We start from the raw sequence: 22,941 nt of genomic DNA, 5'->3' as shown, positions 1-22,941 counted from the left end.
CGTAAGCCTTGTACTCGCCGAAGTACTTCGTGATCGCCGCCGTCAGCGACGTCTTGCCGTGGTCGACGTGACCGATCGTGCCGATGTTCACGTGCGGCTTGTTGCGCTCGAATTTACCCTTGGCCATCGTTCGTTCCAGACGGTTGAAGTTCGGGGCGACATACCGAGGGCTCGGCCGAATGGCAAGAGCGGTGAAAATCGGCTTAACCGCCGTAGCGGCGCCGAACATAGGCGCGGAACGCCCCGGAGAGATAGAGCCGGGCATAGACGGCCATCCGACCTTTCCGCCCGCCCTTGAAGTGGAGGATGCGCGCCGCCCCGCGATAGATCCCGAGCCGCAGCATCCACGGTCGCGGCGTCTGATTATAGAGCCGGCTCGGCGCGAAGCGCACCGTCAGACCATCTCTCGTCCCGACATAGGCATGCTTGAAGCGGCCGGGCTCGGGAGCGAGCACGCGGGCAAGCGCGACCTGGTCGCCGTACCAGCGCTTCTCGTCCTCCGGCAGTTCCTCGCAGCAGGCGACGAGCCGGTCGAAGAAGGCCTCGACGCCCTCCCCCCGCGTCTTGCGCGCCACGACGAGCCCGGCATTGATCGGCCATGTCCGATCCCGCCGCACCGTGACGGCCAGGTCGGCCCCGTCGGCGAGCAGCTCGTCGAAGCGGCGCAGGACGAGCATGTCGGTGTCCATGAAGACCATCACGGAACCGGGCTGCGCAACCCTCATCCGGTCGCGATAGCCGCGCAGTCGCTCCACCATGATGTGCTCGGGATGGACCTCGCGCACGGCGATCTCGACGCCGGGGATCGTCGCCGCCGCGCCGGCCGCGTTCGTCAGGAGGACGACCGAGGCCTCGGGATAGCTCGCCCGGATCGAGCGGGCGAGAAGCGCGATCTGCGCCTCCGTTTCCGGATCGGGCGAGCGGAACGCGTAGAACATCACGAATTCGAGACGCGCGCCGGGCGCCGGGCGGAAGCCGTCCATCCCGGTCACGGGCCGAAGCGGACGAGCCGCGCGAAGGCGACATAGGGGCGCGACAGGAAGCGCCGGGCATAGAGCGGCATCTTGGCCTTGCGCGCGCCCTTGAAGTGGAGGAGCCGCGCGCCGGGCCGGAACAGGCCGAAGCGCAGGAAGCCGGGGCGCGGCGTTTGATTGAACACGCGGGCCGGGGCGAAGCGCACCGTCAGCGCGCCGCGCGGCTCCGTGCGCAGGTCCAGCATGGGATGGGGCGGCGGGTCGAGCAGGCGGAACAGCGCGATCTGGTCGCCGTCCCATCGCATCTCGTCGTCGGACAGGGACTCGCAGCAGGCGACGAGGCGGTCGAAGAAGTCGCGCGTCTCGGCCGGACGGTTGGTCCGCGCGACGATCAGCCCGCCGTTGATCGGCATCTTCGGGACGTTGCGCACGGTCACCGCGAGATCGATGTCCGACGCCATCAGCTCGTCGAAGCGGCGGATGACGAGCATGTCGGTGTCGAGAAAGAGAACGGTCGTGCCGGGCTCCACAGCGCGGACGTAGTCGCGATAGGCGCGCACCCGCTCCAGCATCAGCCGCGTCTCGTCGTAGCCGGCGACGCGCAGCTCCAGCTCCGCCGGCAGGTCGGCTTCTTCCGCCAAGGCGTTCGTCAGGAGAACGAGGCGCGCTTCCGGATAATGGATGCGCAGGGAGCGCACGGCGAGCGCCACCATCGCTTCCGTCGCCGGATCCCGCACCTTGAAGACGTGAAACATCACGGCGTGCAGCGGCGCGGGGCCGATGCGGGCCGACGAATTCCCGGGATTGGCGGACACGAGACCTCCGGACCTCAGGCTGTCGCCAAAGCGCGGCGAGCGGCCGGCATGGCTGAAGCCGCGCTCAGGACCGCTCCGCCGGCTCGTGATCTGCACGGTCTGACATCGATGCGCATCGCAGTGGTCGGGGCTCGGTTGGATCCGGCAGTCCACCTAGCTCAAGGGCGCGCCGGCGTCCAACCGGAGGCTCCGCGGCATCCGTGGACGGTTGAATATCCTTGCCTCCTTCGGGCATTCGGGATAGGTGATGGCCACTTGGCCGGTCTATGACTTGGTCCTCGGATGCGGACGTAGCTCAGGGGTAGAGCTTCTGCCTTCCAAGCAGAATGTCGTGGGTTCGAATCCCATCGTCCGCTCCATTCCGCATCCCAGCATTGCCGCTGTCGGTTGACGCGACTGCGCTTCAAGCGCGCTCGACGGCTGCGCGGCGATCTCGTTCGGCAGGCCCCGCCTCCCCGCCCTTCGCCACGATGACGATGCCGAGGAGCGAGACGAGAAGACCGGCGGCCATCGTCCAGGTGAGCGGCTCGTCGAACATGAGCCAGGCCCAGATCGTGACGACCGGCGGGCTGAGGTAGAGCACGGCCGTCACCCGCGTCGGCGAGGAGCGCCGCAGCGCCAGGTCGTAGAGCCCCCAGCCGCCGAAGGTCGCCAGCACCACCAGCCACAGGATTCCGCCGACGAAGCCGGGCTCCAGAACGGGCGCCAGGCTGCCCTCATGGCCGGCGAAGGCCGCGAACACCGCCGCGGCCGCGAGGCACTGGATGCAGAGCGCCTGGTGCATCGGCATCGAGACGGCCGGTCCCCGCTTCTGCAGGAGCGTCGCCAGGGCGAGCGACAGCGTGCCGAGGACGGGAAGCGCGTAGATCCAAGACGAGACCGCGCCGATATCGAGCGTCGAGGCCGAAGCGACGAGGACGCCTGCGATCCCGACAGCCGAGCCGATCCACTGGCGCGCCGTGAGGGCCTGTCCGAGGATCGGCCAGGACAGAAGCGCGACGATGAGGGGGAGCATGTCCGTGATGAGCGCGACGAGGCCGGTCGGAACGCCGCGATCGATCGCCAGCGAGAAGGCGCCGAGATAGGCGGACATGGCGAGCGCGCCGAACAGGATCTGTCCCCGAACCTCGCGCCAGCGCAGGCGAGGGCCGATCGCGAGCGCGAAGGGCAGGAGAAGCAGCCCGGAGACGAGGCTGCGCCAGAACAGGATCAGGAAGATCGGCGCGTGATCGCTGGCGTAGCGAACGCCCACGAAGCCCGCGCTCCAGCAGACCACCAGCGCGGCTTCCAGGAAGACGAGGAGGAAAACGGCGGACGCCCGCGACGCGATCGGAGACGAGGCCTTGGGGGAGACGCGCATCGGGGCGCCCTTTCATGGATCGCGGCGGAACCCGGCACAGCGCCGGCTCGACGTTCAGGCCGCGGGTAGGCGCTTCAGGAGAGAGGCCGCGATGCGCCGCGCGCTCGCCAGCCGCGCGCCGCTCCCCTCGAGCCCGGCACGAGCCATGGCCCCTTCGAGCAGGAAGGACAGGTGCTCGGCGGTCTCCTCGACGAGATCGTCGGGCAGCGCGCCGATGTCGCGCAACTGCGCAGCGAACAGCGCCGCCACTTCGGTCTTCTGGGCGGCGACGCGCATGCGGGCGGGATCGTCCGCCGCCAGTTCAGCGGCGGCATTGAGGAGCCCGCAGCCCCGGAAGACCGCGTCGCGGCCGTCGGCGTAGTCGGCATAGGAATCGAAGACGGCGAGGATACGCTCCGCCGGCGTACGAACCGCCGCGAGGCGCATTCCGAGACGCGCGCGCCAAGCGTCGGTCCGGGTCTCGACATAGGCCTCCACCAACTCGGCCTTGGAGGCAAAGTTGTTGTAGAGGCTCATCTTCGCGACGCCGGCCTGCGCGATCACCGTGTCGATGCCGGTCGCGGAGATGCCCCGCTCGTAGAAGAGCCCGCTTGCCGCTGTCAGGAGCCGCTCTCGCGCCGAAACTCGATTTGCCATCACCGGCCACCGTATTGGGTAGGTCTGTCTACCTATATGGCGAGCGTAGCGCGTTCCACAAGGGGCGGCAGCCGGGATCAGGCAACGGACACGTCGGCGGTGGCTCTCGTGGCAGCTCCATGGCCGGCGATGATGTGTCGGAGGTCTTCCACGCGCAGCGCCTCGGCGAACAGGAAGCCTTGAAGCTGGCCGCAGCCGAGCTGCACGAGCCGGTCGCGCTGGAGCGAGGTTTCCACGCCTTCCGCCACCACCTGCATGTCGAAGGCCCGGGCGACGTCGACCATCGCCTTGACCAGCGCCTGGGCCTGCTCGGAAGCGGCGACGTTGAGAACGAAGCTGCGGTCGATCTTGATCTTGTCGACGGGATAGCGGTGCAGGTACTGCAGCGACGAATAGCCGGTGCCGAAATCGTCAAGCGCCACCGAGATGCCGAGCGCGCGGATCTGCTCGAGCGCCTGCGCGACGGAGTCCGTCGCCTCGAGGAGAACCCCTTCCGTGATCTCCAGCTGGAGCCGGTTCGGCGTCAGCCCATGGTCGCGGAGCAGTTCCAGGATGCGCCGGGGAAAGAGCGGCTCCTTCAGCTGCGTCGCCGACACGTTGACCGCGATCCAGGGCAGGTCGATTTCGCGTGCCGTCCGGCAGGCTTCGCGCAGCACGAAGTCACCGAGCGCGACGATGAGGCCGCGCTCCTCGGCGATCGGCACGAAGGCGCTCGGCGAGATCGGGCCGTGCACCGGATGGTCCCAGCGCAGCAGCGCTTCGGCGCCGAGGATCGTGCGGCCGTCGTCGGCAAAGAGCGGCTGATAAGCGAGCCGAAGCCCCTCGCCGCCTTCCAGCGCCTGACGCAGGTCCCGCTCGATCCGGCGGTTCTCCTGAACTTCGACGTCGAGCCGGGGCTCGAAGAGCCGGAAGCGGTCCTTGCCGGTGCTCTTGGCGTCGTAGAGCGCGATGTCGGCCTGTCGCATGAGTTCGGTGCGGCCGGCCGCGCGATCGGTCGCCAGGGCGATGCCGATGCTGGCGCCGATCACCGCCTGATCGTGGTCGAGCTGGAAGGGCGCGCGCACCGCTTCCAGCATCAGCCGGGCGAGCGAGCCGGCCTCTTCGGGCGAGCGCACGCCCGTCTGGATCACCGCGAACTCGTCGCCGCCGAGGCGCGCGACCGTGCCGCGTCCGAGGACGGCCGTGGTAAGCCGCCGCGCGACCTGACGGATGAGGTCGTCGCCGGCGGGATGCCCGAGCGTGTCGTTGACGTGCTTGAAGCCGTCGAGATCCACGGAATGGAGCGCGACGAAGCGCCCGTCCACACCGCTCGCGGCGAGCGCGTGCGTGAGCGTCTCGTCGAACAGCGCCCGGTTGGGCAGGCCGGTCAGCGTGTCGTGATGGGCGAGGAACTTCGTATGTGCCTCGATCCGCTCGCGTTCCTGGTCCTGGGCGCGCAGCTTCACGACGAGGAAGAGCAGGAAGCCGGCGAAGAGAACGAACAGGCTGACCAGTGCCGGCGCCGTTTCGAGGATGAGTTGCGTTCCCGGGCGCTCCGTTCGCCAGACCACCCAGCCGAGCGGCGTGCCCGCCTTCGAGACGAGGCGGTAGCTGCCCTCGTCGCCGCGAAATTCCGGCACCGCGACGAGGTGAACGCGCTCGATCTGCTCGCGCTCGCCCAGCGCCGACAGAACGCGGTCGTCGATCGTGCGCACGGAAATGTGGATGCTTTCGGCGCCGGGGGCGACGGATACTTTTCCGGTATACGGCACGACGAGCTTCACGCTGACCATGGCCGGCCGGCCGTGAACCATGACGATGTCGGTGACGCCGAGATCGGCCCGCCCAGCCTCCCCGTGCACCTGCCGGCGCAGAGCTTCCACCAGCGGCATTAGGGTCGCGGCATCGGCTGCGAAGCGGTCGGCAGCCAGGCGGGTGCCGGCGGACATGGCATAGACCGGCTTGTTCGCCGCATCGAGGATGAACACCGCGTCGTGCCCGAACGCGGCCTGCATGTACGCGCCGGCGTTCTCGTCGATCCAGACGAGATCGGCGGCACCGATCCGGGTGACGGCTTCGTCCCAGGCGGTGATGCTTTGCTGCTCCGATGCGATCCGGGACAGCCTCGACCCCAGGTAGAGACCGACGGCAGACCGCTCCCTCGCAAGTGTATGCGTATCGATGCGCCGGGCTGAGAAGATCGCATAGCCCGCGAGAAGGATCCCCGCCAGAACGCCCGCCAGTGTGATGGCGAGCGTGACCTGGAATGAATGGGACCCCTTACGATTTTGACGATACCGCATAAGTCGACCCGACGCGTTGCATCCAAAACGTCTAGCGTCCGGCAGTTAATCGCCGCTTCCGAGCGCCCGGAAACTTCGCGACGGCACGCGATCCAATATCTAGCCGTCAACCGATCCCGGCGGCAGGAACACGTTCATGCGGCAGGCGAACTCGGTCGGCGGAGATGGGAGCGCGGGTCGGCAGGTGGGCAGGTGGTGGAGGGAGTTGGATTTGAACCAACGTAGGCTAAGCCAACGGATTTACAGTCCGTCCCCTTTAACCACTCGGGCATCCCTCCGGCCCTGCCGAAGGCCTTCGTCGCGAGACGGGCCTTCAGAAAAGCCGAGGCACCTCAGGGGCGACCCGGCTTTCGGCGGCGTTATGAAATGAGCCGCCGCGTCTGTCAACGCCTCACGGCGCGGGAAATGCGCTCGCGGCTCGTCAGAGCCGGGCGAGTTCCACCTGGACCTTGCGGCAGTAGTTGCGCGACACCGGATTCATGCGCTTGGCGAAGTGCCCGGCATTGTACTTCAGGATCGTTCCGCAGGTCGTGCCGTCGCCCCGGCTGATGGCGCCGGCCAGGTACTTCATCCCCCAGCGGATGTTGGTGTCGGGATCGTAGAGCGCCTTCGTCAAGCCGGAATAGCCCATGCCCCGCGCCGTGGCGGGCTTGATCTGCATCAGGCCGACTTCGCCGGCCCGGCCCGTGACGTTCGGCCGGTAGTTGCTTTCGACGGAAACGATGGCGTGCGCGAGCTGGAGCGGAACACCGTAGGCCGAGGCGTGCTTCTCGATGATCGAAGCATAGGGCCGGCCGTCGAAGGCGGCCACCGCTGCGGTGTCGGCGACGGCTGCTTCCGTCTTTTCCGCATTGGCCAGAACCGGCGAGACGAGGCCGAGCGAAATCGTCGCGACGAGAGCCGCGGCAATCGAATTCTTCATTCCATATCCGTGATGCGGAGCGGCGCGGACCCCCGTCCGTGCGGCCCCTACCCCTGTTCACCCGAAACGAAAAGCCCGGGCGGCGGCGGGTTTGGAGATGCCGCGCGATCCCAACCGCATTGCGGCAGCGCAATCACGGAATATTAACGAATGTCACAATCGCTGCTGTGTGACGGCCGCGTGACGGCTCGCCGATCCAGCGCGGCGTAGAGCGCGCGAAGCGTCTCGATCGTGGACGCGTCGGCGCGACCGTCGACGCGCGCCTGACGGAAGTGGCGCTGAAAGGCGATCGTCGCGAAAACCGTTGCATCGTCGAAGGTGCCGGTCGGATCGACGGCGTAGCCATAGGCGGCGAGGAGGCGCTGGAAGGCGTCGACCTGGTGTCCCGACGAGCCCCGCTCCAGGACGGGTCCTCGGCTCGGCGCCGCCGACTCGCGCCAATGGCCGATTCCGGCCTGAAAGAGTTTATCCCAGGGAAAGAGTTCGCCGGGATCCTCCTTGCGCGAGGGAGCGGTGTCGGAGTGGGCGAGCACCCGCTCGGGGCGGATCGTCCAGCGATGGGCGCAATCCCGACACAGTTCGATCACGGAGGCGACCTGAACGTCGGGAAAGGCGCGGTAGCCGTGCTCGTGGCCCGGATTGACGATCTCGATGCCGATCGACTGGGAGTTCACGTCCTCCCGCCCCTGCCAGGACCCCGCTCCCGCATGCCAGGCACGGGCGGCTTCCGACACCATCTGAACGACCTCGCCGTCCTCGTGGACGAGGTAATGGGCGGAAACCTGGGCGCGCGGATCGCACAGCCAGTCCTCCGCGGCCTTGCCGCTCGTCATGCCGGTGTAATGGAGGAGGATCATGTCGGGCACGCCGGCTCCGCGCCGCTCGTTCCCGTGGGGCGAGGGTCGAAGGCGCGAAACGATCCGCGCGTCGGGCGCCAGGATCACGCCACGGCCGTTCGCGACATGGCGTGGTACGCCGCGTTGATCGCCTTCATGCGCTCGTTGGCGATGAAGAGGAACTCGTCCGGCACGCCGCGAGCGACGAGCCGGTCCGGATGGTTCTCGCGCACGAGTTCGAGATAGCGGGCGCGAACCGCCTCGCGCGGCGCGCCGGGCGGGACGCCGAGCACCATGTGCGGGCTGTTCTTGGTGGCGACGTGCCGGTCGCGAACGGTCGCGAACTCCGCCTCCGACAGGCCGAAGACCTCCGCGATCCGCTGGAGGAAGCCGATCTCCCGCCCGTGGATGACGCCGTCCGCCTTGGCGATGTGGAAGAGGCCGTCGAGAACGTCCACGAGAAGGGCGCAGTCGCCCGAATCGCAGTCGCAGAGCGCGGCGATCTTGCCGGCATAGGCCTCGAATCCCGCGATGTCCTGCTTGGCGATGTTGTAGAGGCGCAGGACGTTCTGCCACTCCTCGGGCGGAACGGCCAGGATCTGCCGGAAGGCGGCAACCTCCGGCTCCGTCACGACGCCGTCGGCCTTGGCCATCTTGGCCGAGAGCGCAATGATCGCCACGCCGAAGGCGACGCGCCGGCGCGTTTCGCGATCCCCTTCGAAGAGCGTGCGCACGCCCTCGACGATGGCGTCGAGTGCGGTGCGCGCGTTGGTGGGGATGGCGCGCACGAGCTGGGAGAGTTCGCGCAGGATGTCCATGGGGCGTCGCTCTGAGCAGGGAGGCCGTTCGGCCGATTCGCTCGTGTCATAGCGCGGAGCATCGTGAATCAAAAAGGCGCCGTCGTCCCTCGCGGGAGCGCCAGCGCCTCGCCTGCCCGCCGCGCGGCTTTCGCCGCGCGGCGCGATGGCTTCTCCGTCAGTTGGTCGTCGTGGTCGACGTACCACCGGCCGGAGGCGTCGTGGTGGTGGTCGCCGGAGGCGTCGCGGTGGTGGCCGGCGGCGTGGTGGTCGCCGGAGGCGTCGTGGTCGTGCTGCCCGCGCCACCCGACGTGGTGGTCGAGGAGGTGCCAGCCGGGGTCTCCGTCGTGGTGGTGGTCGTCGCGTCGTCGCCGCAGGCGGCGAGCGTCATCAGGGCGGAGGCACCAGCGAGGATCATCAGTTTACGCATGTGTTCCCTAAACCTTTTTGGCTGGATAGTCCCAATGAACGGCGAACTAGGCGGCCTGTTCAACCTGTCATCATCACAGACCATGAATCCGCGTCATTTTGCGTGATCGACATCTCGAAATGGAAGCCGAATCCGAGGGATAGCCGAAGCAAACTTTTTTCGCGCATTTGCTGCTTCCCTGGGCAGCGCCAGTTCGGAACAAGCCGAATGTGGTTTGGACGACCGAGTTCGCAGACGGCGGCCGCCAAGGGTCGCTCGCCACAGGATCGCCCGCCTCCTCCCGCCTGATGCGTGGGGTCGACGGGGCGACCCGCGGCACGCCAAGGGGGAAAGCGCTGAGATGAGGTTCGGACGGTTCACGCGCGCGTCGGGTCTCCTCGCTGCGCTCATGATTGCGGGCGGCTGCACCACGGCGCGGCTCGACACGCAGGAACTCGGCCTGACCGGCTTCGCGGCCGAGGCGGCCCATCATTATCCCATCCACGGCGTCGACGTCTCCAAGTACCAGGGCAGCATCGACTGGGTCTCCGCGCGCGCCGATGGCACCGCCTTCGCCTTCCTGAAGGCGACCGAAGGCGGGGACCGCGTCGACGACCGCTTCATGGACAACTGGGTTGCCGCCCGTGCCGCGGGCGTTCCGCGCGGCGCCTACCACTTCTGGTATCACTGCCGCTCGGGCGAGAGCCAAGCCGACTGGTTCATCCGCAACGTTCCGCGCGATCCGGCCGCCCTTCCCCCGGTGATCGACATCGAGTGGACGCCCTTCTCGCCGACCTGCACCAAGCGCCCGTCGCGCGAGGACATCGTGAAGGAGGTCATGGCGATGTCGGACAAGCTCGAGGCCTGGTACGGCAAGCGGCCGATCCTCTACGTGCCGATCGACGTCCATCGCGAGCGGCTCGTCGGCGCCTTCCCGAACCATAAGTTCTGGCTGCGCGCCGTCCGCGACCATCCCAAGAACGTCTACGAAGACCGCGACTTCCTGTTCTGGCAGTACACCGAGTCGGGCACCGTCGCCGGCATCAAGGGTCCGGTCGACCGGAACGCCTTCAGCGGCACGCGCGAGGATTGGCAGCGCTGGATGGGGGCGCATACCGGCGCGGGCAGCTGACGCGGGACTGCCCTTCTTCAAACCGCCATCATGCGCGCCTAGCGGCGACTTCTCTGATTCGCTCAACGATTCGCCAAGGTCGCCGCATGCGCTCCGCCCGCCTGTCACTTCTTGTTCTGACCCTTTTCGCCGGCACGGGCCTCGCCCAGGCCCAGGCGCAGGCGCCGCAGGCCGAATCGTCGGCCGACGCGGCGGCGCGCGCCCAGTGCGGCGGCGACTTCTCCGCCTTCCTCGACGGCGTGCGGAGCGAGGCTCTGCAGCGCGGTCTGTCGCAAGGGGCGGTCGACCGGGCGGTGGCGGACATGCGCCTCAACGAGAAGGTCCTGAAGCGCGACCGCGCGCAAGGCGTCTTCGCCCAGACCTGGCGCGAGTTCGCCGGGCGCATGATCAACGGCGACCGCCTGGACAAGGGCCGCGCCAACCTGAAGAAGCACGCCGCCACCTTCGCCGAGGTCGAGGCCCAGACCGGCGTCCCGGCCGAGGTCATCACCGCCTTCTGGGGCCTCGAGACCGACTACGGTGCGGTTCTCGGCGACTTCGAAACGCTGCCCGCGCTCGCCACCCTCGCCCACGACTGCCGCCGCCCGCAGCTCTTCCGTCCGCACCTCATGGCGGCGATCGAGATCGTCGACCGCGGCTACCTCGCCCCCGAGGAGATGGTCGGCGCCTGGGCCGGCGAGATTGGCATGACGCAGCTGCTTCCGGAGGAGTACGTCGAGTTCGGCACGGACGGCGACGGAAACGGGCGCATCGACCTGCGCAGGGACGTCGCCGATGTCCTGTTCACCACGGGCAAGTACATCCAGTCGCTGGGCTGGCAGCGCGGCGAGCCCTGGCTCGAAGCGGTGCGGGTGCCCGACGACTTCCCCTTCGACCGTGCCGCGCTCGTCAACAAGGAGCCGCGCTCCGAATATGCCGCGCTGGGCGTCACCAAGGCGGACGGCTCGCCGCTCGAAAGCGACGGCGAGACCGCCGCGCTCGTTCTGCCGATGGGACGGGGCGGCCCGGCCTTCCTCGCCTTCCGCAACTTCGACATCTATCTCCAGTGGAACAAGTCGCTGGTCTACTCGCTGACGGCGGCCTACTTCGCAACGCGCGTCGGCGGGGCCGAGCCGGTCGACATGGGCAATCCGCAGCCGGGGCTGTCCGTCGAGGAAACCAAGGCGCTGCAGCAGCGCCTCGCCCAGCTGGGCTACGACGTCGGCAAGGTCGACGGCATCCTCGGCGAGAACACCCGCGCGGCGGTGCGCCAGGAGCAGCTGCGACGCGGCATTCCCGCCGACGGCTGGCCGACCCCGGACCTCCTCGCCGCGCTCTGACGAGCGCCGGCCGGGCCTCGACGAAGCGGGACGGGACCGGCGCGGCGGAGCGGGTCGACGCGTCGCGCTCCTGCCCCTCCGCCGTCATGCCCGAGCCCGTCGTCGAGCGTCCTGGCTCTTCGCGCTGCTGCCGATCGCCGTCGGCATCGCCCGCACGGACGGCCGGCGGCATCGCGGACCGGGCGGCGTCGCCCTTCAAATGGCGGGCCGACATCACCACTTGACGATGCGACGGCGTGCCCGGCCCGTGCCGGCAGCCACATCGTCGGGAGACTGAAAGAGATGATCGCCACCACCGCCGATTTCACCATGGTCGACGGACTGTCCCGCGCCGAGCGCGTCCGCCGCGTCCGGAGGCTCGCGCGGCTCGCCGACCTTCTCGACACGGCCCTGCGCGTGCCGGGCACGAACATCCGCTTCGGCCTCGACTCGATCCTCGGCGCGCTGCCCATCGGCGGCGACGCGGCGGGCGGGCTTCTCGGCCTCTACATCGTCAACGAAGCGCGCCGGCTCGGCCTGCCCAAGCGCAAGCTCGCGCGCATGCTCGCCAATATCGGCACCGACTTCGCCGTCGGCTCCGTGCCGCTGGCCGGCGACCTCTTCGACGTCTTCTTCAAGGCGCATCGCCGCAACATCGGCATCGTGCTCGAGCACTTCCGCGACATCGATCACGAGGACGTCGCGGACATCCATCCGCATGCCGACAAGGTGATCGAGATCACGCCGATCCGGCGCTGACGGTCCGAGCGAAGGGCGCCCTGCGGCGCCCTTCGTCGTTTCAGTCCGCCATCGTCTCCAGGCTCGCGAAGCCCTGGACGTCGCCGCCCTCGTCGAAGGGCGTCGTCACCTCGACGAAGGTGTCGGGATAGAAGCCGTTGAAGCGGGTGCGCAGCGACAGCGAGTAGGCGCCGATGTGGCCGATCTCGATCCAGTCGCCCGTGTCCACCGTTTCCGGCAGCCAGAACGGCCGCGACAGGATGTCGACCGAATCGCAGGTCGCACCGCAGACCCGGAAGGCGCCGACGGTGTTCGGATCGCCGTTGCGCGTCGTGCGTGCCGGGTCCGGGATGAAGCGGGCAGGCAGCGTGATCTTGCCGGTCCAGCTGTCGGAGAGCGACGCCCAGATGCCGTCGTTGATGTAGAGGCGCCGCCCCTTGCGGAGGAGGACGCGCACGATCAGCGAGAAGGCCCGCGCGACGACGACGCGTCCGGGCTCGGCGACGAGCGGCACGTCCGAGAAGCCCCATTCGGTCAGGTCCGAGCGCAGCCGCGACATGATCTGCCCGAGACCCGGCATCTGCGGCTTCTTGCGGCGCGGGTCGTGGCCGTACTCCGCCGGGAATCCGCCGCCGACGTCGAGGCCCGCCAGCGGCACGTCGGCGCGGTTGCGCACCCAGTCGGCCGAGGCGAGCGCCCGCTCGTAGGTCTCGGGGTCCTCGATCTGCGAGCCGACGTGGAAGCAGATGCCGACCTTGAAGCCGATGCGGTGGCAGCGCTGGAGCAGCTCGACCGCATGGGCGGGCGCGGCGCCGAACTTCTTCGACAGCTCGTAGGCCGCCTGCCCCTTCGTCTGGAGCCGCACGAACAGGGTGACGGTCGCCGGGTCGAGGTCGAGCGCCCGCACGATGCGCAGGATCTTGGCGACCTCGTCCTCGTGATCGAGCGACAGAACGCGGATGCCGTAGGTCTCCAGCGCCAGCCGAATGTCGGACTGCGCCTTGATCGGGTGCATGTAGAGCATGCCGGCCTTGGGCGCGACGGCGCGCACGGCCGCGAACTCGCCGGGCGATGCGACGTCGAACATCGTGACGCCGGCCTTGGACAGCGTTTCCAGGACCATCGGCTCGCCGTTGGTCTTCACGGCATAGGCGGTCTCGCCCGGAAAGGCGTCCATGAAGGCGCGGGCGTCGGCCATCAGCACCTGGGGCCGGAAGCAATAGACCGGCACGTCGGGGCGAAGGGCCAGCGCCGCTTCGGTCGCGGTCCGGAATGTCTGCATGGATGATCTCGGCTTGAGGTTGAAGCCCGGGACTTAGGGCGATTTGCGTGACGATCCCATGACGGGAGGCGATTCGCGGCCTGCTACCTTGCGGCAGGATGCGTGGCGCGGCAAACCGGTTGGTCCCGAACCGATGCCGGACCGCACCGATGACCTTCGCTCCCGTTCCCTTGCGCGCGACGCTCGCCGCCGTCGCCGGCGGCGCCGCGCCCGAGCGCTCGATCCGGGCGCGGCTGTCCGCGATCCATGCCGACGATCCCGCGCTGCGGGCCTTCCACGCGCTGTCGCCGGACCTGCGTCCAGCCTTCGCGGCGACGGGGCCTCTCGCCGGTGTCTCGCTCGGCGTGAAGGACATCATCGACACCGCCGACATGCCGACCGCCTACGGTTCGCCTATCCATGCGGGGCACCGGCCGGCCGCCGACGCCTCCGTGGTGGCGATGGCGCGCATGAAGGGCGCGGCGATCATCGGCAAGACCGAAACCTGCCCCTTCGCCTTCCTCGATCCCGCGCCGACCCGCAATGCCGTCGATCCCGCGCACACGCCCGGCGGCTCCTCGGCCGGCTCGGCGGCGGCCGTGGCGGCCGGGCTCTGCGAAGTCGCGCTCGGCACGCAGACCGCCGGCTCGGTGCTGCGCCCGGCCGCCTTCAACGGCGTCTGCGGCTACAAGCCGAGCTTCCGCCTCCTGCCGACGGTGGGCGTGAAGCCCTTCGCCTGGACCCTCGACACGCTCGGCGTCTTCGCGGCCGGCGTCGCGGACGCCGCGCTCTTCGCGGCGCTTCTGACGGGCCGCGATCTCGCGGTGCCGGAAACGCCCGCAGCCCCGCACATCGGGGTCTATCGCTCGGCGATCGACGGCGAGATGTCGGCGGCCATGGCGGAGGCGGTCGAGCGCGCCGCGCGGGCGGCCGAGCGCGCGGGCGCGCGGGTCACGATCGTCGAGGAGCCGGAGGCGCTGGCGCGCGGCCGGGACGCGCAGGGACCGATCCAGTTGCACGAAGGCGCCCTCGCCCTCCTCCACGAGCGGCGCGCCCACGCGGACGATCTCGGTCCGCGCCTCAGCGCAGCGCTGGACGAAGGCGCGGCGATCGTGCCCGAGCGCTACGACGAGTGCCGCCGTCTCGCCCGCATCGCGCGCCGGACGGCGGCGACGCTGTTCGAGTCGGTGGACGCCCTTCTGCTGCCGGCCGCGCCGGGCGCCGCGCCGCGCTCGCGCGACACCACGGGCTCGCCCGTCTTCAACAAGCTGTGGACGCTGACCGGCAATCCGGCCGTGGCCGTCCCCGGCCTCCTCGATCCGGCGGGCATGCCGCTCGGCATCCAGGTCGTCGCGCGCTTCGGCCGCGACCGCGTGGCTCTGGAAGCCGCGGCCTTCGTGGAGGCGGCGCTCCGGCGCTTCGAGGCCTGAGGCAAGCGAAAACACCGCAGCCGGCAGCGCTTTAAATATTTCAGCACAAAACAATGCGTCATCAGCGGCTTGCCGCGAACCCGCGGCGCCTCTCCCGCGTTGCGGCAACGAAGAGGGGTTTACGCTTTCGAAAGACAGGTTAACCTCGGCCCGTCCAACTGGAGCCAGACAATGGAACTGACGCGATCCCTCGATCTCCTGATGGTATGCGCAGCCTTTGCCTTCGTCGGTGCGATGGTCGTCGGCGTGCTCTAACGAGCGACACGAGAAGATGCGCGCTCCGATCCCCTCGGGATTGCCGGGCGCCGAACATGAAGAAGCCGGGGCTCATCGCCCCGGCTTCTTGCGTTTCAGGTCGCCGCTCGTCAGGCCGCGGCGGCGGACTTGTCGCCGGCGGCGGCGCTTTCCTGGTCCGGGCGCAGCCCCAAGATGTGGCAGATCGAGTAGACGAGGTCCGCCCGGTTCATGGTGTAGAAGTGGAAGTCGTCGATGCCGCGCCGGCGAAGGTCCAGCACCTGCTCGGCGCAGACGGCCGCCGCGACGTGGGCGCGCGTCTCCGCATCGCCTTCCAGCCCCTCGAAGCGTTCGGCGAGCCACGTCGGCACAGAGGCGCCGCAGGCTGCGGCGAAGCGCGACACCTTGGTGAAGTCGTGGATCGGCACGATGCCCGGCACGATCGGCACGTAGATGCCGGCCCGGCGCACGCGCTCGACGAAGCGCTCGTAAACGTCGTTGTCGAAGAAGAACTGGGTGATCGCGCGCGTCGCGCCGTTGTCGACCTTGCGCTTCAGGAGGTCGATGTCGGTGGCGAAGTCCGAGCTTTCCGGGTGCTTTTCCGGATAGGCCGAGACCGAGATCTCGAAATCGGCGAAGGCCTTGAGGCCGGCCACCAGCTCGACAGCGTTGCGATAGCCGCCTTCGACGGGCGTATAGGCGCCGCCGACGCCCGCCTGGCTGTCGCCGCGCAGCGCCACGAAGTGGCGGACGCCGGTCTGCCAGTATTGCCGGATCACCGCGTCCACCTCCTCGCGGGTGGCGTCGACGCAGGTGAGGTGCGCGGCCGGAACCAGGCTCGTCTCGTCGAGCAGGCGCTTGACGGTGTGGTGGGTGCGCTCGCGCGTCGATCCGCCCGCGCCGTAGGTCACGGACACGAAGCTGGGCTTGAGCGGCGCCAGGCGCTCGATCGAGGCCCAGAGCGTTTCCTCCATCTTCGGCGTCTTCGGCGGGAAGAACTCGAAGGACACGTTGATGTCCGAGCCGGGTTTGCGGGGAGCGTTGGACATGGCGGCTGAACTCCTTGCCGTCAGGATGAGCGAGCGGCAGCGCCGCTATTCGTGGTGGCCGGCGCATCGTCGGCAGCGTCCCGGGCGACCCAGATCGTCACGGTCAGCCCCTCGCCCGCCCCCTCGCCCGGCACGATGTCGCGGATCGCCACGACTTCGAGGCCGGCATCGGACAGGATCGACGAGACGGCCTCGTGCGAGAAGCCGAGCCGCAGGTGGGCGTGATCGGTGCGCAGGAATTCGTGGGCATGCGGCGCGAAGTCGACGATGGCGAGCCGGCCGCCCGGCGCGAGCGCGCGGCGCGCTTCGCGGATGGCCGCGGCGGGATCGTCGAGATAGTGCAGCACCTGGTGGAGCGTGACGAGGTCGAAGGAGCCGCGCTCCACCGGCAGGTGGAACAGGTCTCCCAGGCGCACCTGCGCGTTGCGGATGCCGGCGGCGTCGAGCTTGGCCCGGGCGATGCCCAGCATCTCGCGCGAGGCGTCGATGCCGACCGCGCGCTCGGCACGCGGCGCGAGGAGCTCCAGGACGCGGCCGGTGCCGGTTCCGATGTCGAGGAGCGCCTCGACCGGGTCGCCGCCCAGAGCCTCGCCCAAGGCCGCCTCGACGATGCGATCGGGCGCGTGCAGGGAGCGGATCGCATCCCAGTCCGCGGCGTTGCGGGCGAAGTAGTCGCTTGCCCGGCGGGCGCGCGACTCACGCACGGCCTGCAGCCGCTCGTCGTCGCGCTGCAGCTGCGGGTCGGCGAGATCGAGCCGGCTGACCAGCGCGGAAACGAGGCTCGCCACCATCGGCTCGTCGGAGATGCGGAAATAGGCCCAGGCGCCCTCCTGATAGCGCGACAGGACGCCGGACTCGACGAGAAGCTTCAGGTGGCGCGAGATGCGCGGCTGCGACTGGCCGAGAATGGACACGAGATCGGTCACCGTCAGGTCGCCGCGCGAGAACAGAACCACGAGCCGAAGACGCGTCGGCTCGGCGACGGCCTTGAGGACGTCGACGGCAGCGTCGAAGGTGAGCTTGCGGGATTCGAGCATCGGATGACCACGAGAACGATATAAAGATATGTTTATGTCAAAATCAGCGCCGCGGCAAGGCCGCGAAGCAGGCTTTTTGCGCCGCCCCACAGAAGGCGGCCCCGCGTGAGCGGCGACACGGAACACGGGGCGGCGCGAGCCGGCGAGATCGCGCTCGACGCTCCCTTTCCAGAAGCAGACGATGCGGGCCTCGTCTTCATCGGCCGGATCCGCTCAAGCCACGCCGACCGGTCCACCTGTCCGAAGAACATGGCGCGGGCGCGCGAAGGCGGGGCACCGGCGCGGGCGGAAGTCTTCGCGCCCTGGCGGCCGGCGCTCGCCGGGCTGGCGCCGGGCCGCTTCGTCTTTCTGCTGACCTTCCTTCACGCGGCGCGGCGCGATCTCCTCGTCCAGATGCCGCGCCATGCCGAACGGCCGACGGGCACCTTCGCGCTGCGCTCCCCGGTGCGGCCGAACCCCATCGGGCTCCACCTCGTGCGGCTGATGGGCGTGGACGAGGAGCGCGGCATCCTCGAACTCGACGCCATCGACGTCCTCGACGAAACGCCGCTTCTCGACATCAAGCCCTGGTTCGACACGGTGGACCGGCCTCCGGAGGAGCCGGCCTGATGGCGACCGAGCGGCAGAAGCGGATCGCCCGGGCTCTGACGGCGACGATCCCGCGCGCGCCCTTCATCGACGCCGAGGCGATCCGGTCCGAGGCCGGCGCGCGGCACCTGCGCGCCCTTCCCCCGGCCACCGCGCTGTGGCTCGCGGCGATCGCCCACATCCGCCACCAGCACACGGACTACGACGAGCTGATGGACGAGGGCTACGACAAGGATGCGGCCCGCTACTTCGTGGCCGATGCGATCAACGCCGTCCTCGACCGGTGGGGCGCGACGCGGCGGCTCGATCCCGACGCGCCGGACGAGGAGCGGGGCGCGGACGACGGCGATGGCGGCGGAGATCAGGACGCGGACGGTTCGGACGCGTAGATCCACTGCTCCGGAAGGCGCGCCTCGACGCCCTCCCCCGCCTCGATGCGGCCGGGCTTCTCCACCCAGGCGACGAGCCCGCGCCGATGACGAGCGGCCTTGACGAAGTCGAACTCGAGCGACGGGCGGTCGGTCACGTGCCGGGCGATCGCGCGGCCCGAAGCGCGGCACGGCGCGTTGTCGCCGTCGATCCGCAGAACCGCGCCGCCGGCGAAGACCAGCCGCGTGCGCGGCGGCAGCCAGGTGAGGCGCGCGATGCCGGAGAGGAGGAGGTTGCCGCCGATCCAGGCTGCGGGAAGGTCGTCGAGACCCAGCGCCTGCGCCACGTCCGCGAGTTCCTCGACGGAGAGAAGCGAGAGCTGCCGCTCGTTGCGGATCTCGGTTCCCCGCGGATACCAGGGCTCGCGCCCACCGCTCCGGCGCGTTTCACCACCGTGCCGGTCGCCCTGGATGCCGGAGAAGCCGAGGTCGAGTGCCGCCACCGGCTCCGTCTCGAAGCCCCGCGCGCCGGGCGGCGTGCGCAGCAGCTCGACGACGCGGCCCGACAGGCGCCGCGCCGGGTGCCGGATGCTCGGCGCCTCAGTCGCGGGCACGCGCGTGGTCGTCCGCCTTCAGGTCGATCGTGTGGGCGTTCTTCGACGGCTTGTAGGTGAACACGCGGTAGAGGTAGAGCACCACGATGCCGGCCACGACGATGTTGGAGACCGGGCCGACATACTGGTCGACCAGCTCGTAGTTCTGCCCGAGCATGTAGCCGGCCATGGCGAGGCCGGCCGTCCAGGCGAGCGTGCCGATCGCCGACAGGCCAAGAAAGAGCCAGAAGGGGATGCGCGCCAGCCCCGCGGGGATCGAGATCAGTGTGCGCACGGTCGGCACGAGGCGCCCGACCACGATCGCCCACTTGCCGTGGCGGCTGAACCACTCGTCGGCCTTCACCACGTCCTCGGGGGACAGGGTCATCCAGCGGCCGTACTTCTCCGCGAGGCGCACGATGCGCTTCTCGCCGACGTAGTAGCCGAGCGCGTACCAGGGGATGATGCCGAGGATCGCGCCGATCGTGCCGGCGATGATCACGGTCACGATCGACATGTTGCCGACGGCCGCCTGATAGCCGGCGAGCGGCATGATGATCTCGGAGGGGATCGGCGGAAAGATGTTTTCCAGAAACATCAGGAGCCCGATGCCGAAGGCGCCGAGGTTCTCCATCATGCCTTGAACGAACTGGTCCATGCCGTCTCCGCTTGGGTGGGCCTCCCCACGGGCCCGTTCGGCGCCCTCGCTAGCATCCCGGGCGCGGATTGTCGCCCGGCGCGTCCGCCGGCGGGCGAGATCGGATCAGGCGGCGGTGGCCGCGGCCGACGCCGTTTCGATGGCGAGCTCGACCTGCTCGGTGGTGTAGGGCTTCTGCAGGATCGGGTAGCACTGCCACTCGCTCTCCACCCCTTCGCGGCCGTAGCCCGTCGCGAAGACCAGCGGCACGCCCCGCTCGCGCAGGCGCGCGGCGACCGGATAGACCTTGTGGCCGCCGATGTTGACGTCGAGGATGGCGATCTGGATGGCCGGCAGGCGCTCGATCGTGTCCAGGGCGCGCTCGATCTTCATGGCGAGGCCGATCACCTCGCAGCCGATATCGGCCAGCATGTCTTCGAGCTGCATCGCGACGAGGCTCTCGTCCTCGACGATGAAGACCTTCATGCCCGAAACGACCACGCGCATCTCAGAGGTCTGATCCTGCGGCATTCAATCCCTCGGCATCTTCGATCTCGACCCGGCAGATGACGCCCTCCGAGCCGAAATCAAGTTCGAAACGCCCGCCGAGTTCACCTTCGACGATGCGCTTGATGAGCCGGATGCCGAAACCGGGCGCCGCGCCGGGGTCGGGCGGCTCGGACATGCGCTCGCGCCAGACGACCCGCAAGGGCCGGCCGGCCTGCGGACGCTCCCAGGCGATGTGCAGCCAGCCGCGGCGCGGCCCCAGCGCGCCGTAGCGCAATGCGTTCATGGTCAGCTCGTGGAACACCATGGCGAGCGCGACGGTCGCCTTCGCGCTCAGCTCCACCTCTCCGCCTTCCAGCCGCACTCGGTCCTTGTCCACCTCGGCGAGTTCCTGGCGAAGCAGGTCGTGCAGCGAGGCGGCTTCCCAGTGCCGCTCGCTCAGCAGGTTGTGCGCCTTCGACAAAGCGAGGATGCGGGCCTCGAAGGCGTAACGGGCCGCTTCCGGATCGCGGATGTTGCGGAAGCTCTGACGCGCGATCGCCTGAACGGCCGCGAGCGTGTTCTTCACCCGGTGGTTCAGCTCGTCGATCAGGACGCGCTGGGTGCGGCTCGCGCGAGCCGCATCGGTGCGGTCGGTTCCCTGGAGGAAGACGCCGGACGGCTCTCCGCTGGCGTCGCGCACCGGCTGGAAGGAGAAGTCCATGAACGCCTCCTCCGTCGGAGCGTCCGGCCGGCGGTGCAGCATCAGCCGGATCGACTCGCCGCTGAACGAGGTGCCGTGCGCGTAGACGTCGTCCAGCATCTCGAAGAGGCCCTGTCCGTCGATCTCGGGGATCGCGGCCTTCAACGGCAGGCCGACCACCGACCGACCGCCGAAGAAGCGCAGGAAGCTGTCGTTGGCGAAGGTGAAGATGTGGTCGGGCCCCGAAAGCACCGCGATCATGGCCGGCGCTTGCTGGAACAGCCGGCGGAAGTGCGAGCTTTCCTGCCGCGTCGCCTCGTAGGCCTGCTCCACCTCCTGCGCGCGCTGAAGCAGCGCGATCTCGCTGGACAGGATCGAATCCGTCTCGGCCTGCGCTTCGCCGGCCCGGCGCATGGTGATTTCGGTGACGTCGACGGTGTTCTGGAGAACGGTCTCGACCTGGCCGGCCGCGTCGAGGAGCGGCGTGTGGACCGCCGTCCAGTAGCGCTGGTCGAAGCCGCCGCCGAGCTCGTCCGGCAAGGGAATGGCGTAGGGAATGTAGGCGAGCGTGTCGGCCCGGCCGCTCTGGAAGACCCGGTCGATCGAGGCGCGCAAACGGGCGTCGTTGTCGCCCTGGCCGGGGAACAGGTCGAAGAGATTGCGCCCGAGGAGATCCTCCCGCCGCTTCATCACCACGGCTTCGTAGGCCGGGTTCGCGTCCACGAAACGATAGTCGCGGTCGACGATCATGTGCGGGCTGGGCAGCGCCCGAAACAGGGCCTGGAAGCTCGCCGACCTCATGGAAGACGCCCCCTTCGCCGAGACCGACCGTGCGCCATGGCCGAGCTCTTCCGCGTCGCATCCCCTTCAACCGTCACGATCGGTTCCTTTGCGCGCCCGGCGGGCATGACAACTGCCCGAAGCCGAACGCGACTGCCCCACATTCGTTGCCAGGACCGGATCATGAAGCCCGTCGAACTTGTGGACAAGCCGGCGTCGCCGCGCGGCGACGCGATGCTCGCGAAGCGAAAGCCAGGGAAATCCGCGGGACGTGGAGCATGGGACTGGTCGAGCCGTTCGCCTCGAGGCTGGCCTATAATGGAATGCACGAGCCCGCGATAGCGCAGCGGACGGGCTCGATTCGCTTCCGTGACGACGAAGCGGGCAGCCGCTTGCCCAAGCCTTGTGCGACCCGTCGCCGGAGGTCGGCGCACTGTCGCAAATTCGTCACGAGACGGCGTGGTCACTGCGGCGGGGCATAGCCCGGCAAGCTTGGCGCCGAGCAAGGGGCGCAGTCTGGCACGCGTGTTGCAACGCCTCCGGCGAGCGGTCGCCGCCGACGCGGACGCATCGCCGCCAGTTCGAGGGATTTGCGCCAGCATGATCGGGGATTCAGCCTTCGCAGCCTTTGCCGACAACCTTCGTCGGACCCGCGGCCTCTACGCCAAGGCGGACGTCGCGGTCGCCACCCGGCGCCTCGGCCTATCGAGTGAGAGCGTCGTGCCGGTGGGCGACGATTGCGCCGCCATTCCCGAGCACGACGGCTGGCTCCTCTTCTCGACGGAAGGCTTCGCCAACGAGTTCGTCGCGGGCGATCCCTGGTATGCCGGCTGGTGCGGCATCGCGGCGAACATGGCCAACGTCGCGGCGATGGGCGGCCGCGCGATCGCGGTCGTCGATTCCCTCTGGTCGCCGAGCGACGTCCATGCCGATCCCGTGCTGCGCGGCCTGCGCGACGCGGCGGGAGCCTTCAGCGTCCCGATCGTCGGCGGCCACACCAACCTCCAGTCCGACCGCAGCCAGCTCTCCGTTTCGGTCCTCGGCCGCACGCGCCATCTTCTGTCGGGCTTCGAGGCTCGGAGCGGCGAACGGCTCGTCGCGGTCTTCGACCTGCGCGGGCGCTTCCGCGAGCCGTTCAATCACTGGGACGCGGCAACGAACGCGTCCGGCGAACGCCTGCGCGGCGATCTCGACATCCTGCCGCAGCTCGCGGAAGCCGGGCTGTGCCGCGCCGCCCGCGACATCGGCCAGGGCGGCCTCATCGGCACGGCGGCCATGCTGTCGGAAGGCTCGGGCGTCTCGGTCGAGCTCGACCTCGACGCGGTGCCGCGGCCGGAGGGGGTCTGCGACGCGCGCTGGATGCAGGCCGTGCCGAGCTACGGCTTCCTTCTGTCGGTGCAGCCGAAGGACGTCGAGGCGGTTCTGTCCGCCTTCCGCCGCCGCAGCATCGCCGCCGCCGAGGTGGGCCGGCTGATGCCCGGATCGCACCTGCGCCTGCGCTCGGGCGGCTACCAGGAAACGATCTGGGACGTCGCCCGCGAGCCGCTGACCGGCTGCAAGGCGACCGCCTGACGCG

General features: G+C 69.2%; 24 protein-coding genes and 2 tRNA genes. 8 read left to right on the top strand and 18 right to left on the bottom strand.

From position 1 onward, the window contains the following. From FZN60_RS14975 to FZN60_RS14965, 3 genes are all read right to left on the bottom strand, one after another. Nucleotides 1-127 (bottom strand): GTP-binding protein (locus FZN60_RS14975; protein ID WP_246726828.1); only part of this gene is annotated, 127 nt, incomplete at its 3' end. Nucleotides 128-203: 76 nt separating this feature from the next. Further along, nucleotides 204-983, bottom strand: a complete 780-nt coding sequence (locus tag FZN60_RS14970; RefSeq protein ID WP_158874292.1) for a glycosyltransferase family protein — start codon at nt 981-983, stop codon at nt 204-206. Nucleotides 984-988: 5 nt separating this feature from the next. Further along, complete coding sequence (locus tag FZN60_RS14965; protein ID WP_158874291.1) at nt 989-1,789, bottom strand: glycosyltransferase family protein; 801 nt, start codon at nt 1,787-1,789, stop codon at nt 989-991. A 284-nt stretch (nt 1,790-2,073) separates the two neighbouring features. Here FZN60_RS14965 and FZN60_RS14960 point away from each other — a divergent pair. Next, a tRNA-Gly gene (locus FZN60_RS14960) sits at nt 2,074-2,148 on the top strand. Between the two features lie 44 nt (nt 2,149-2,192). Here FZN60_RS14960 and FZN60_RS14955 read toward each other — a convergent pair. The 8 genes from FZN60_RS14955 to FZN60_RS14920 form a co-directional block, all read right to left on the bottom strand. Further along, nucleotides 2,193-3,149: a DMT family transporter gene (locus FZN60_RS14955; RefSeq protein ID WP_158874290.1), complete on the bottom strand. Its 957-nt coding sequence runs from the start codon at nt 3,147-3,149 to the stop codon at nt 2,193-2,195. Nucleotides 3,150-3,203: 54 nt separating this feature from the next. Next, complete coding sequence (locus FZN60_RS14950; protein ID WP_158874289.1) at nt 3,204-3,785, bottom strand: TetR/AcrR family transcriptional regulator; 582 nt, start codon at nt 3,783-3,785, stop codon at nt 3,204-3,206. 77 nt (nt 3,786-3,862) lie between these two features. Beyond that, the gene (locus FZN60_RS14945; protein WP_158874288.1) at nt 3,863-6,067 is read right to left on the bottom strand and encodes a putative bifunctional diguanylate cyclase/phosphodiesterase; all 2,205 of its coding nucleotides are present in this window, start codon (nt 6,065-6,067) and stop codon (nt 3,863-3,865) included. 193 nt (nt 6,068-6,260) lie between these two features. After that, nucleotides 6,261-6,345 (bottom strand) — tRNA-Tyr (locus FZN60_RS14940). Nucleotides 6,346-6,488: 143 nt separating this feature from the next. After that, the gene (locus FZN60_RS14935) at nt 6,489-6,989 is read right to left on the bottom strand and encodes a lytic transglycosylase domain-containing protein (protein ID WP_158874287.1); all 501 of its coding nucleotides are present in this window, start codon (nt 6,987-6,989) and stop codon (nt 6,489-6,491) included. A gap of 143 nt (nt 6,990-7,132) precedes the next feature. Next, nucleotides 7,133-7,927: a peptidoglycan recognition protein family protein gene (locus FZN60_RS14930; RefSeq protein WP_422570304.1), complete on the bottom strand. Its 795-nt coding sequence runs from the start codon at nt 7,925-7,927 to the stop codon at nt 7,133-7,135. Nucleotides 7,928-7,929: 2 nt separating this feature from the next. Beyond that, the gene (locus FZN60_RS14925; RefSeq protein WP_158874286.1) at nt 7,930-8,643 is read right to left on the bottom strand and encodes a J domain-containing protein; all 714 of its coding nucleotides are present in this window, start codon (nt 8,641-8,643) and stop codon (nt 7,930-7,932) included. Between the two features lie 157 nt (nt 8,644-8,800). Continuing rightward, nucleotides 8,801-9,052: a hypothetical protein gene (locus FZN60_RS14920; protein ID WP_158874285.1), complete on the bottom strand. Its 252-nt coding sequence runs from the start codon at nt 9,050-9,052 to the stop codon at nt 8,801-8,803. Between the two features lie 340 nt (nt 9,053-9,392). Here FZN60_RS14920 and FZN60_RS14915 point away from each other — a divergent pair, with 340 nt between their 5' ends. The 3 genes from FZN60_RS14915 to FZN60_RS14905 all read left to right on the top strand — a co-directional run bounded on the left by FZN60_RS14915 (nt 9,393) and on the right by FZN60_RS14905 (nt 12,220). Then, nucleotides 9,393-10,163, top strand: a complete 771-nt coding sequence (locus tag FZN60_RS14915) for a glycoside hydrolase family 25 protein (RefSeq protein ID WP_158874284.1) — start codon at nt 9,393-9,395, stop codon at nt 10,161-10,163. A gap of 86 nt (nt 10,164-10,249) precedes the next feature. After that, nucleotides 10,250-11,482: a lytic murein transglycosylase gene (locus FZN60_RS14910; RefSeq protein ID WP_158874283.1), complete on the top strand. Its 1,233-nt coding sequence runs from the start codon at nt 10,250-10,252 to the stop codon at nt 11,480-11,482. A 282-nt stretch (nt 11,483-11,764) separates the two neighbouring features. After that, nucleotides 11,765-12,220, top strand: coding sequence for a DUF4112 domain-containing protein (locus tag FZN60_RS14905; RefSeq protein WP_158874282.1), 456 nt, complete (start codon nt 11,765-11,767; stop codon nt 12,218-12,220). Between the two features lie 40 nt (nt 12,221-12,260). Here FZN60_RS14905 and FZN60_RS14900 read toward each other — a convergent pair whose 3' ends face one another. Next, on the bottom strand, nt 12,261-13,481 hold the full coding sequence (locus tag FZN60_RS14900; RefSeq protein WP_158874281.1) for a type III PLP-dependent enzyme domain-containing protein: 1,221 nt from the start codon (nt 13,479-13,481) through the stop codon (nt 12,261-12,263). A gap of 149 nt (nt 13,482-13,630) precedes the next feature. On the opposite strand from FZN60_RS14900, the gene FZN60_RS14895 reads away from it, so the two are divergent. Further along, nucleotides 13,631-14,890: an amidase gene (locus tag FZN60_RS14895; RefSeq protein WP_246726821.1), complete on the top strand. Its 1,260-nt coding sequence runs from the start codon at nt 13,631-13,633 to the stop codon at nt 14,888-14,890. Between the two features lie 365 nt (nt 14,891-15,255). Here the strand turns inward: FZN60_RS14895 and metF are convergent, their stop codons facing one another. Together metF and FZN60_RS14885 are read right to left on the bottom strand one after the other, a co-directional pair. Continuing rightward, complete coding sequence (gene metF / locus FZN60_RS14890; RefSeq protein WP_158874279.1) at nt 15,256-16,173, bottom strand: methylenetetrahydrofolate reductase [NAD(P)H]; 918 nt, start codon at nt 16,171-16,173, stop codon at nt 15,256-15,258. 20 nt (nt 16,174-16,193) lie between these two features. Next, nucleotides 16,194-17,210, bottom strand: coding sequence for an ArsR/SmtB family transcription factor (locus tag FZN60_RS14885; RefSeq protein WP_158874278.1), 1,017 nt, complete (start codon nt 17,208-17,210; stop codon nt 16,194-16,196). A 105-nt stretch (nt 17,211-17,315) separates the two neighbouring features. On the opposite strand from FZN60_RS14885, the gene FZN60_RS14880 reads away from it, so the two are divergent. Further along, the gene (locus FZN60_RS14880) at nt 17,316-17,819 is read left to right on the top strand and encodes an SAM-dependent methyltransferase (RefSeq protein WP_246726820.1); all 504 of its coding nucleotides are present in this window, start codon (nt 17,316-17,318) and stop codon (nt 17,817-17,819) included. Then, entirely contained in the window at nt 17,819-18,187 is a 369-nt protein-coding gene (locus FZN60_RS14875) for a DUF2293 domain-containing protein (protein ID WP_158874277.1), read from the top strand. The genes FZN60_RS14880 and FZN60_RS14875 overlap by 1 nt, the downstream gene beginning before the upstream one ends. Here the strand turns inward: FZN60_RS14875 and FZN60_RS14870 are convergent. The 4 genes from FZN60_RS14870 to FZN60_RS14855 all read right to left on the bottom strand — a co-directional run bounded on the left by FZN60_RS14870 (nt 18,160) and on the right by FZN60_RS14855 (nt 21,386). After that, a complete protein-coding gene (locus FZN60_RS14870) occupies nt 18,160-18,780 on the bottom strand; it encodes an MOSC domain-containing protein (protein ID WP_158874276.1) in 621 nt (206 codons plus the stop codon). The two genes, FZN60_RS14875 and FZN60_RS14870, sit on opposite strands and share 28 nt — an antisense overlap. Beyond that, the gene (locus tag FZN60_RS14865) at nt 18,767-19,417 is read right to left on the bottom strand and encodes a DedA family protein (protein ID WP_158874275.1); all 651 of its coding nucleotides are present in this window, start codon (nt 19,415-19,417) and stop codon (nt 18,767-18,769) included. The genes FZN60_RS14870 and FZN60_RS14865 overlap by 14 nt, the downstream gene beginning before the upstream one ends. 105 nt (nt 19,418-19,522) lie before the next feature. Beyond that, nucleotides 19,523-19,927, bottom strand: a complete 405-nt coding sequence (locus FZN60_RS14860; protein WP_246726819.1) for a response regulator — start codon at nt 19,925-19,927, stop codon at nt 19,523-19,525. Further along, the gene (locus FZN60_RS14855) at nt 19,905-21,386 is read right to left on the bottom strand and encodes a sensor histidine kinase (protein ID WP_158874274.1); all 1,482 of its coding nucleotides are present in this window, start codon (nt 21,384-21,386) and stop codon (nt 19,905-19,907) included. Before FZN60_RS14855 ends, FZN60_RS14860 begins: the two co-directional genes overlap by 23 nt. Before the next feature lie 579 nt (nt 21,387-21,965). Here FZN60_RS14855 and FZN60_RS14850 point away from each other — a divergent pair. Beyond that, nucleotides 21,966-22,937, top strand: a complete 972-nt coding sequence (locus FZN60_RS14850) for a sll0787 family AIR synthase-like protein (RefSeq protein WP_158874273.1) — start codon at nt 21,966-21,968, stop codon at nt 22,935-22,937. Nucleotides 22,938-22,941: the final 4 nt, after the last annotated feature.

The organism is Antarcticirhabdus aurantiaca (genome assembly GCF_009765365.1).
GTDB classification, from domain to species: domain Bacteria; phylum Pseudomonadota; class Alphaproteobacteria; order Rhizobiales; family Rhizobiaceae; genus Antarcticirhabdus; species Antarcticirhabdus aurantiaca.
This window is presented reverse-complemented; position numbering and strand designations above follow the sequence as displayed.

Excerpts from the sequence above, each read along its gene's own strand:
- metF (WP_158874279.1), bottom strand. The coding sequence starts at position 16,173 with ATGTCCAACGCTCCCCGCAAACCCGGCTCGGACATCAACGTGTCCTTC.
- FZN60_RS14915 (WP_158874284.1), top strand. The coding sequence starts at position 9,393 with ATGAGGTTCGGACGGTTCACGCGCGCGTCGGGTCTCCTCGCTGCGCTC.
- FZN60_RS14925 (WP_158874286.1), bottom strand. The coding sequence starts at position 8,643 with ATGGACATCCTGCGCGAACTCTCCCAGCTCGTGCGCGCCATCCCCACC.
- FZN60_RS14905 (WP_158874282.1), top strand. The coding sequence starts at position 11,765 with ATGATCGCCACCACCGCCGATTTCACCATGGTCGACGGACTGTCCCGC.
- FZN60_RS14920 (WP_158874285.1), bottom strand. The coding sequence starts at position 9,052 with ATGCGTAAACTGATGATCCTCGCTGGTGCCTCCGCCCTGATGACGCTC.
- FZN60_RS14970 (WP_158874292.1), bottom strand. The coding sequence starts at position 983 with ATGGACGGCTTCCGCCCGGCGCCCGGCGCGCGTCTCGAATTCGTGATG.
- FZN60_RS14850 (WP_158874273.1), top strand. The coding sequence starts at position 21,966 with ATGATCGGGGATTCAGCCTTCGCAGCCTTTGCCGACAACCTTCGTCGG.
- FZN60_RS14945 (WP_158874288.1), bottom strand. The coding sequence starts at position 6,067 with ATGCGGTATCGTCAAAATCGTAAGGGGTCCCATTCATTCCAGGTCACG.
- FZN60_RS14900 (WP_158874281.1), bottom strand. The coding sequence starts at position 13,481 with ATGCAGACATTCCGGACCGCGACCGAAGCGGCGCTGGCCCTTCGCCCC.
- FZN60_RS14860 (WP_246726819.1), bottom strand. The coding sequence starts at position 19,927 with ATGCCGCAGGATCAGACCTCTGAGATGCGCGTGGTCGTTTCGGGCATG.
- FZN60_RS14950 (WP_158874289.1), bottom strand. The coding sequence starts at position 3,785 with ATGGCAAATCGAGTTTCGGCGCGAGAGCGGCTCCTGACAGCGGCAAGC.
- FZN60_RS14955 (WP_158874290.1), bottom strand. The coding sequence starts at position 3,149 with ATGCGCGTCTCCCCCAAGGCCTCGTCTCCGATCGCGTCGCGGGCGTCC.
- FZN60_RS14855 (WP_158874274.1), bottom strand. The coding sequence starts at position 21,386 with ATGAGGTCGGCGAGCTTCCAGGCCCTGTTTCGGGCGCTGCCCAGCCCG.
- FZN60_RS14935 (WP_158874287.1), bottom strand. The coding sequence starts at position 6,989 with ATGAAGAATTCGATTGCCGCGGCTCTCGTCGCGACGATTTCGCTCGGC.
- FZN60_RS14885 (WP_158874278.1), bottom strand. The coding sequence starts at position 17,210 with ATGCTCGAATCCCGCAAGCTCACCTTCGACGCTGCCGTCGACGTCCTC.
- FZN60_RS14865 (WP_158874275.1), bottom strand. The coding sequence starts at position 19,417 with ATGGACCAGTTCGTTCAAGGCATGATGGAGAACCTCGGCGCCTTCGGC.
- FZN60_RS14910 (WP_158874283.1), top strand. The coding sequence starts at position 10,250 with ATGCGCTCCGCCCGCCTGTCACTTCTTGTTCTGACCCTTTTCGCCGGC.
- FZN60_RS14895 (WP_246726821.1), top strand. The coding sequence starts at position 13,631 with ATGACCTTCGCTCCCGTTCCCTTGCGCGCGACGCTCGCCGCCGTCGCC.
- FZN60_RS14875 (WP_158874277.1), top strand. The coding sequence starts at position 17,819 with ATGGCGACCGAGCGGCAGAAGCGGATCGCCCGGGCTCTGACGGCGACG.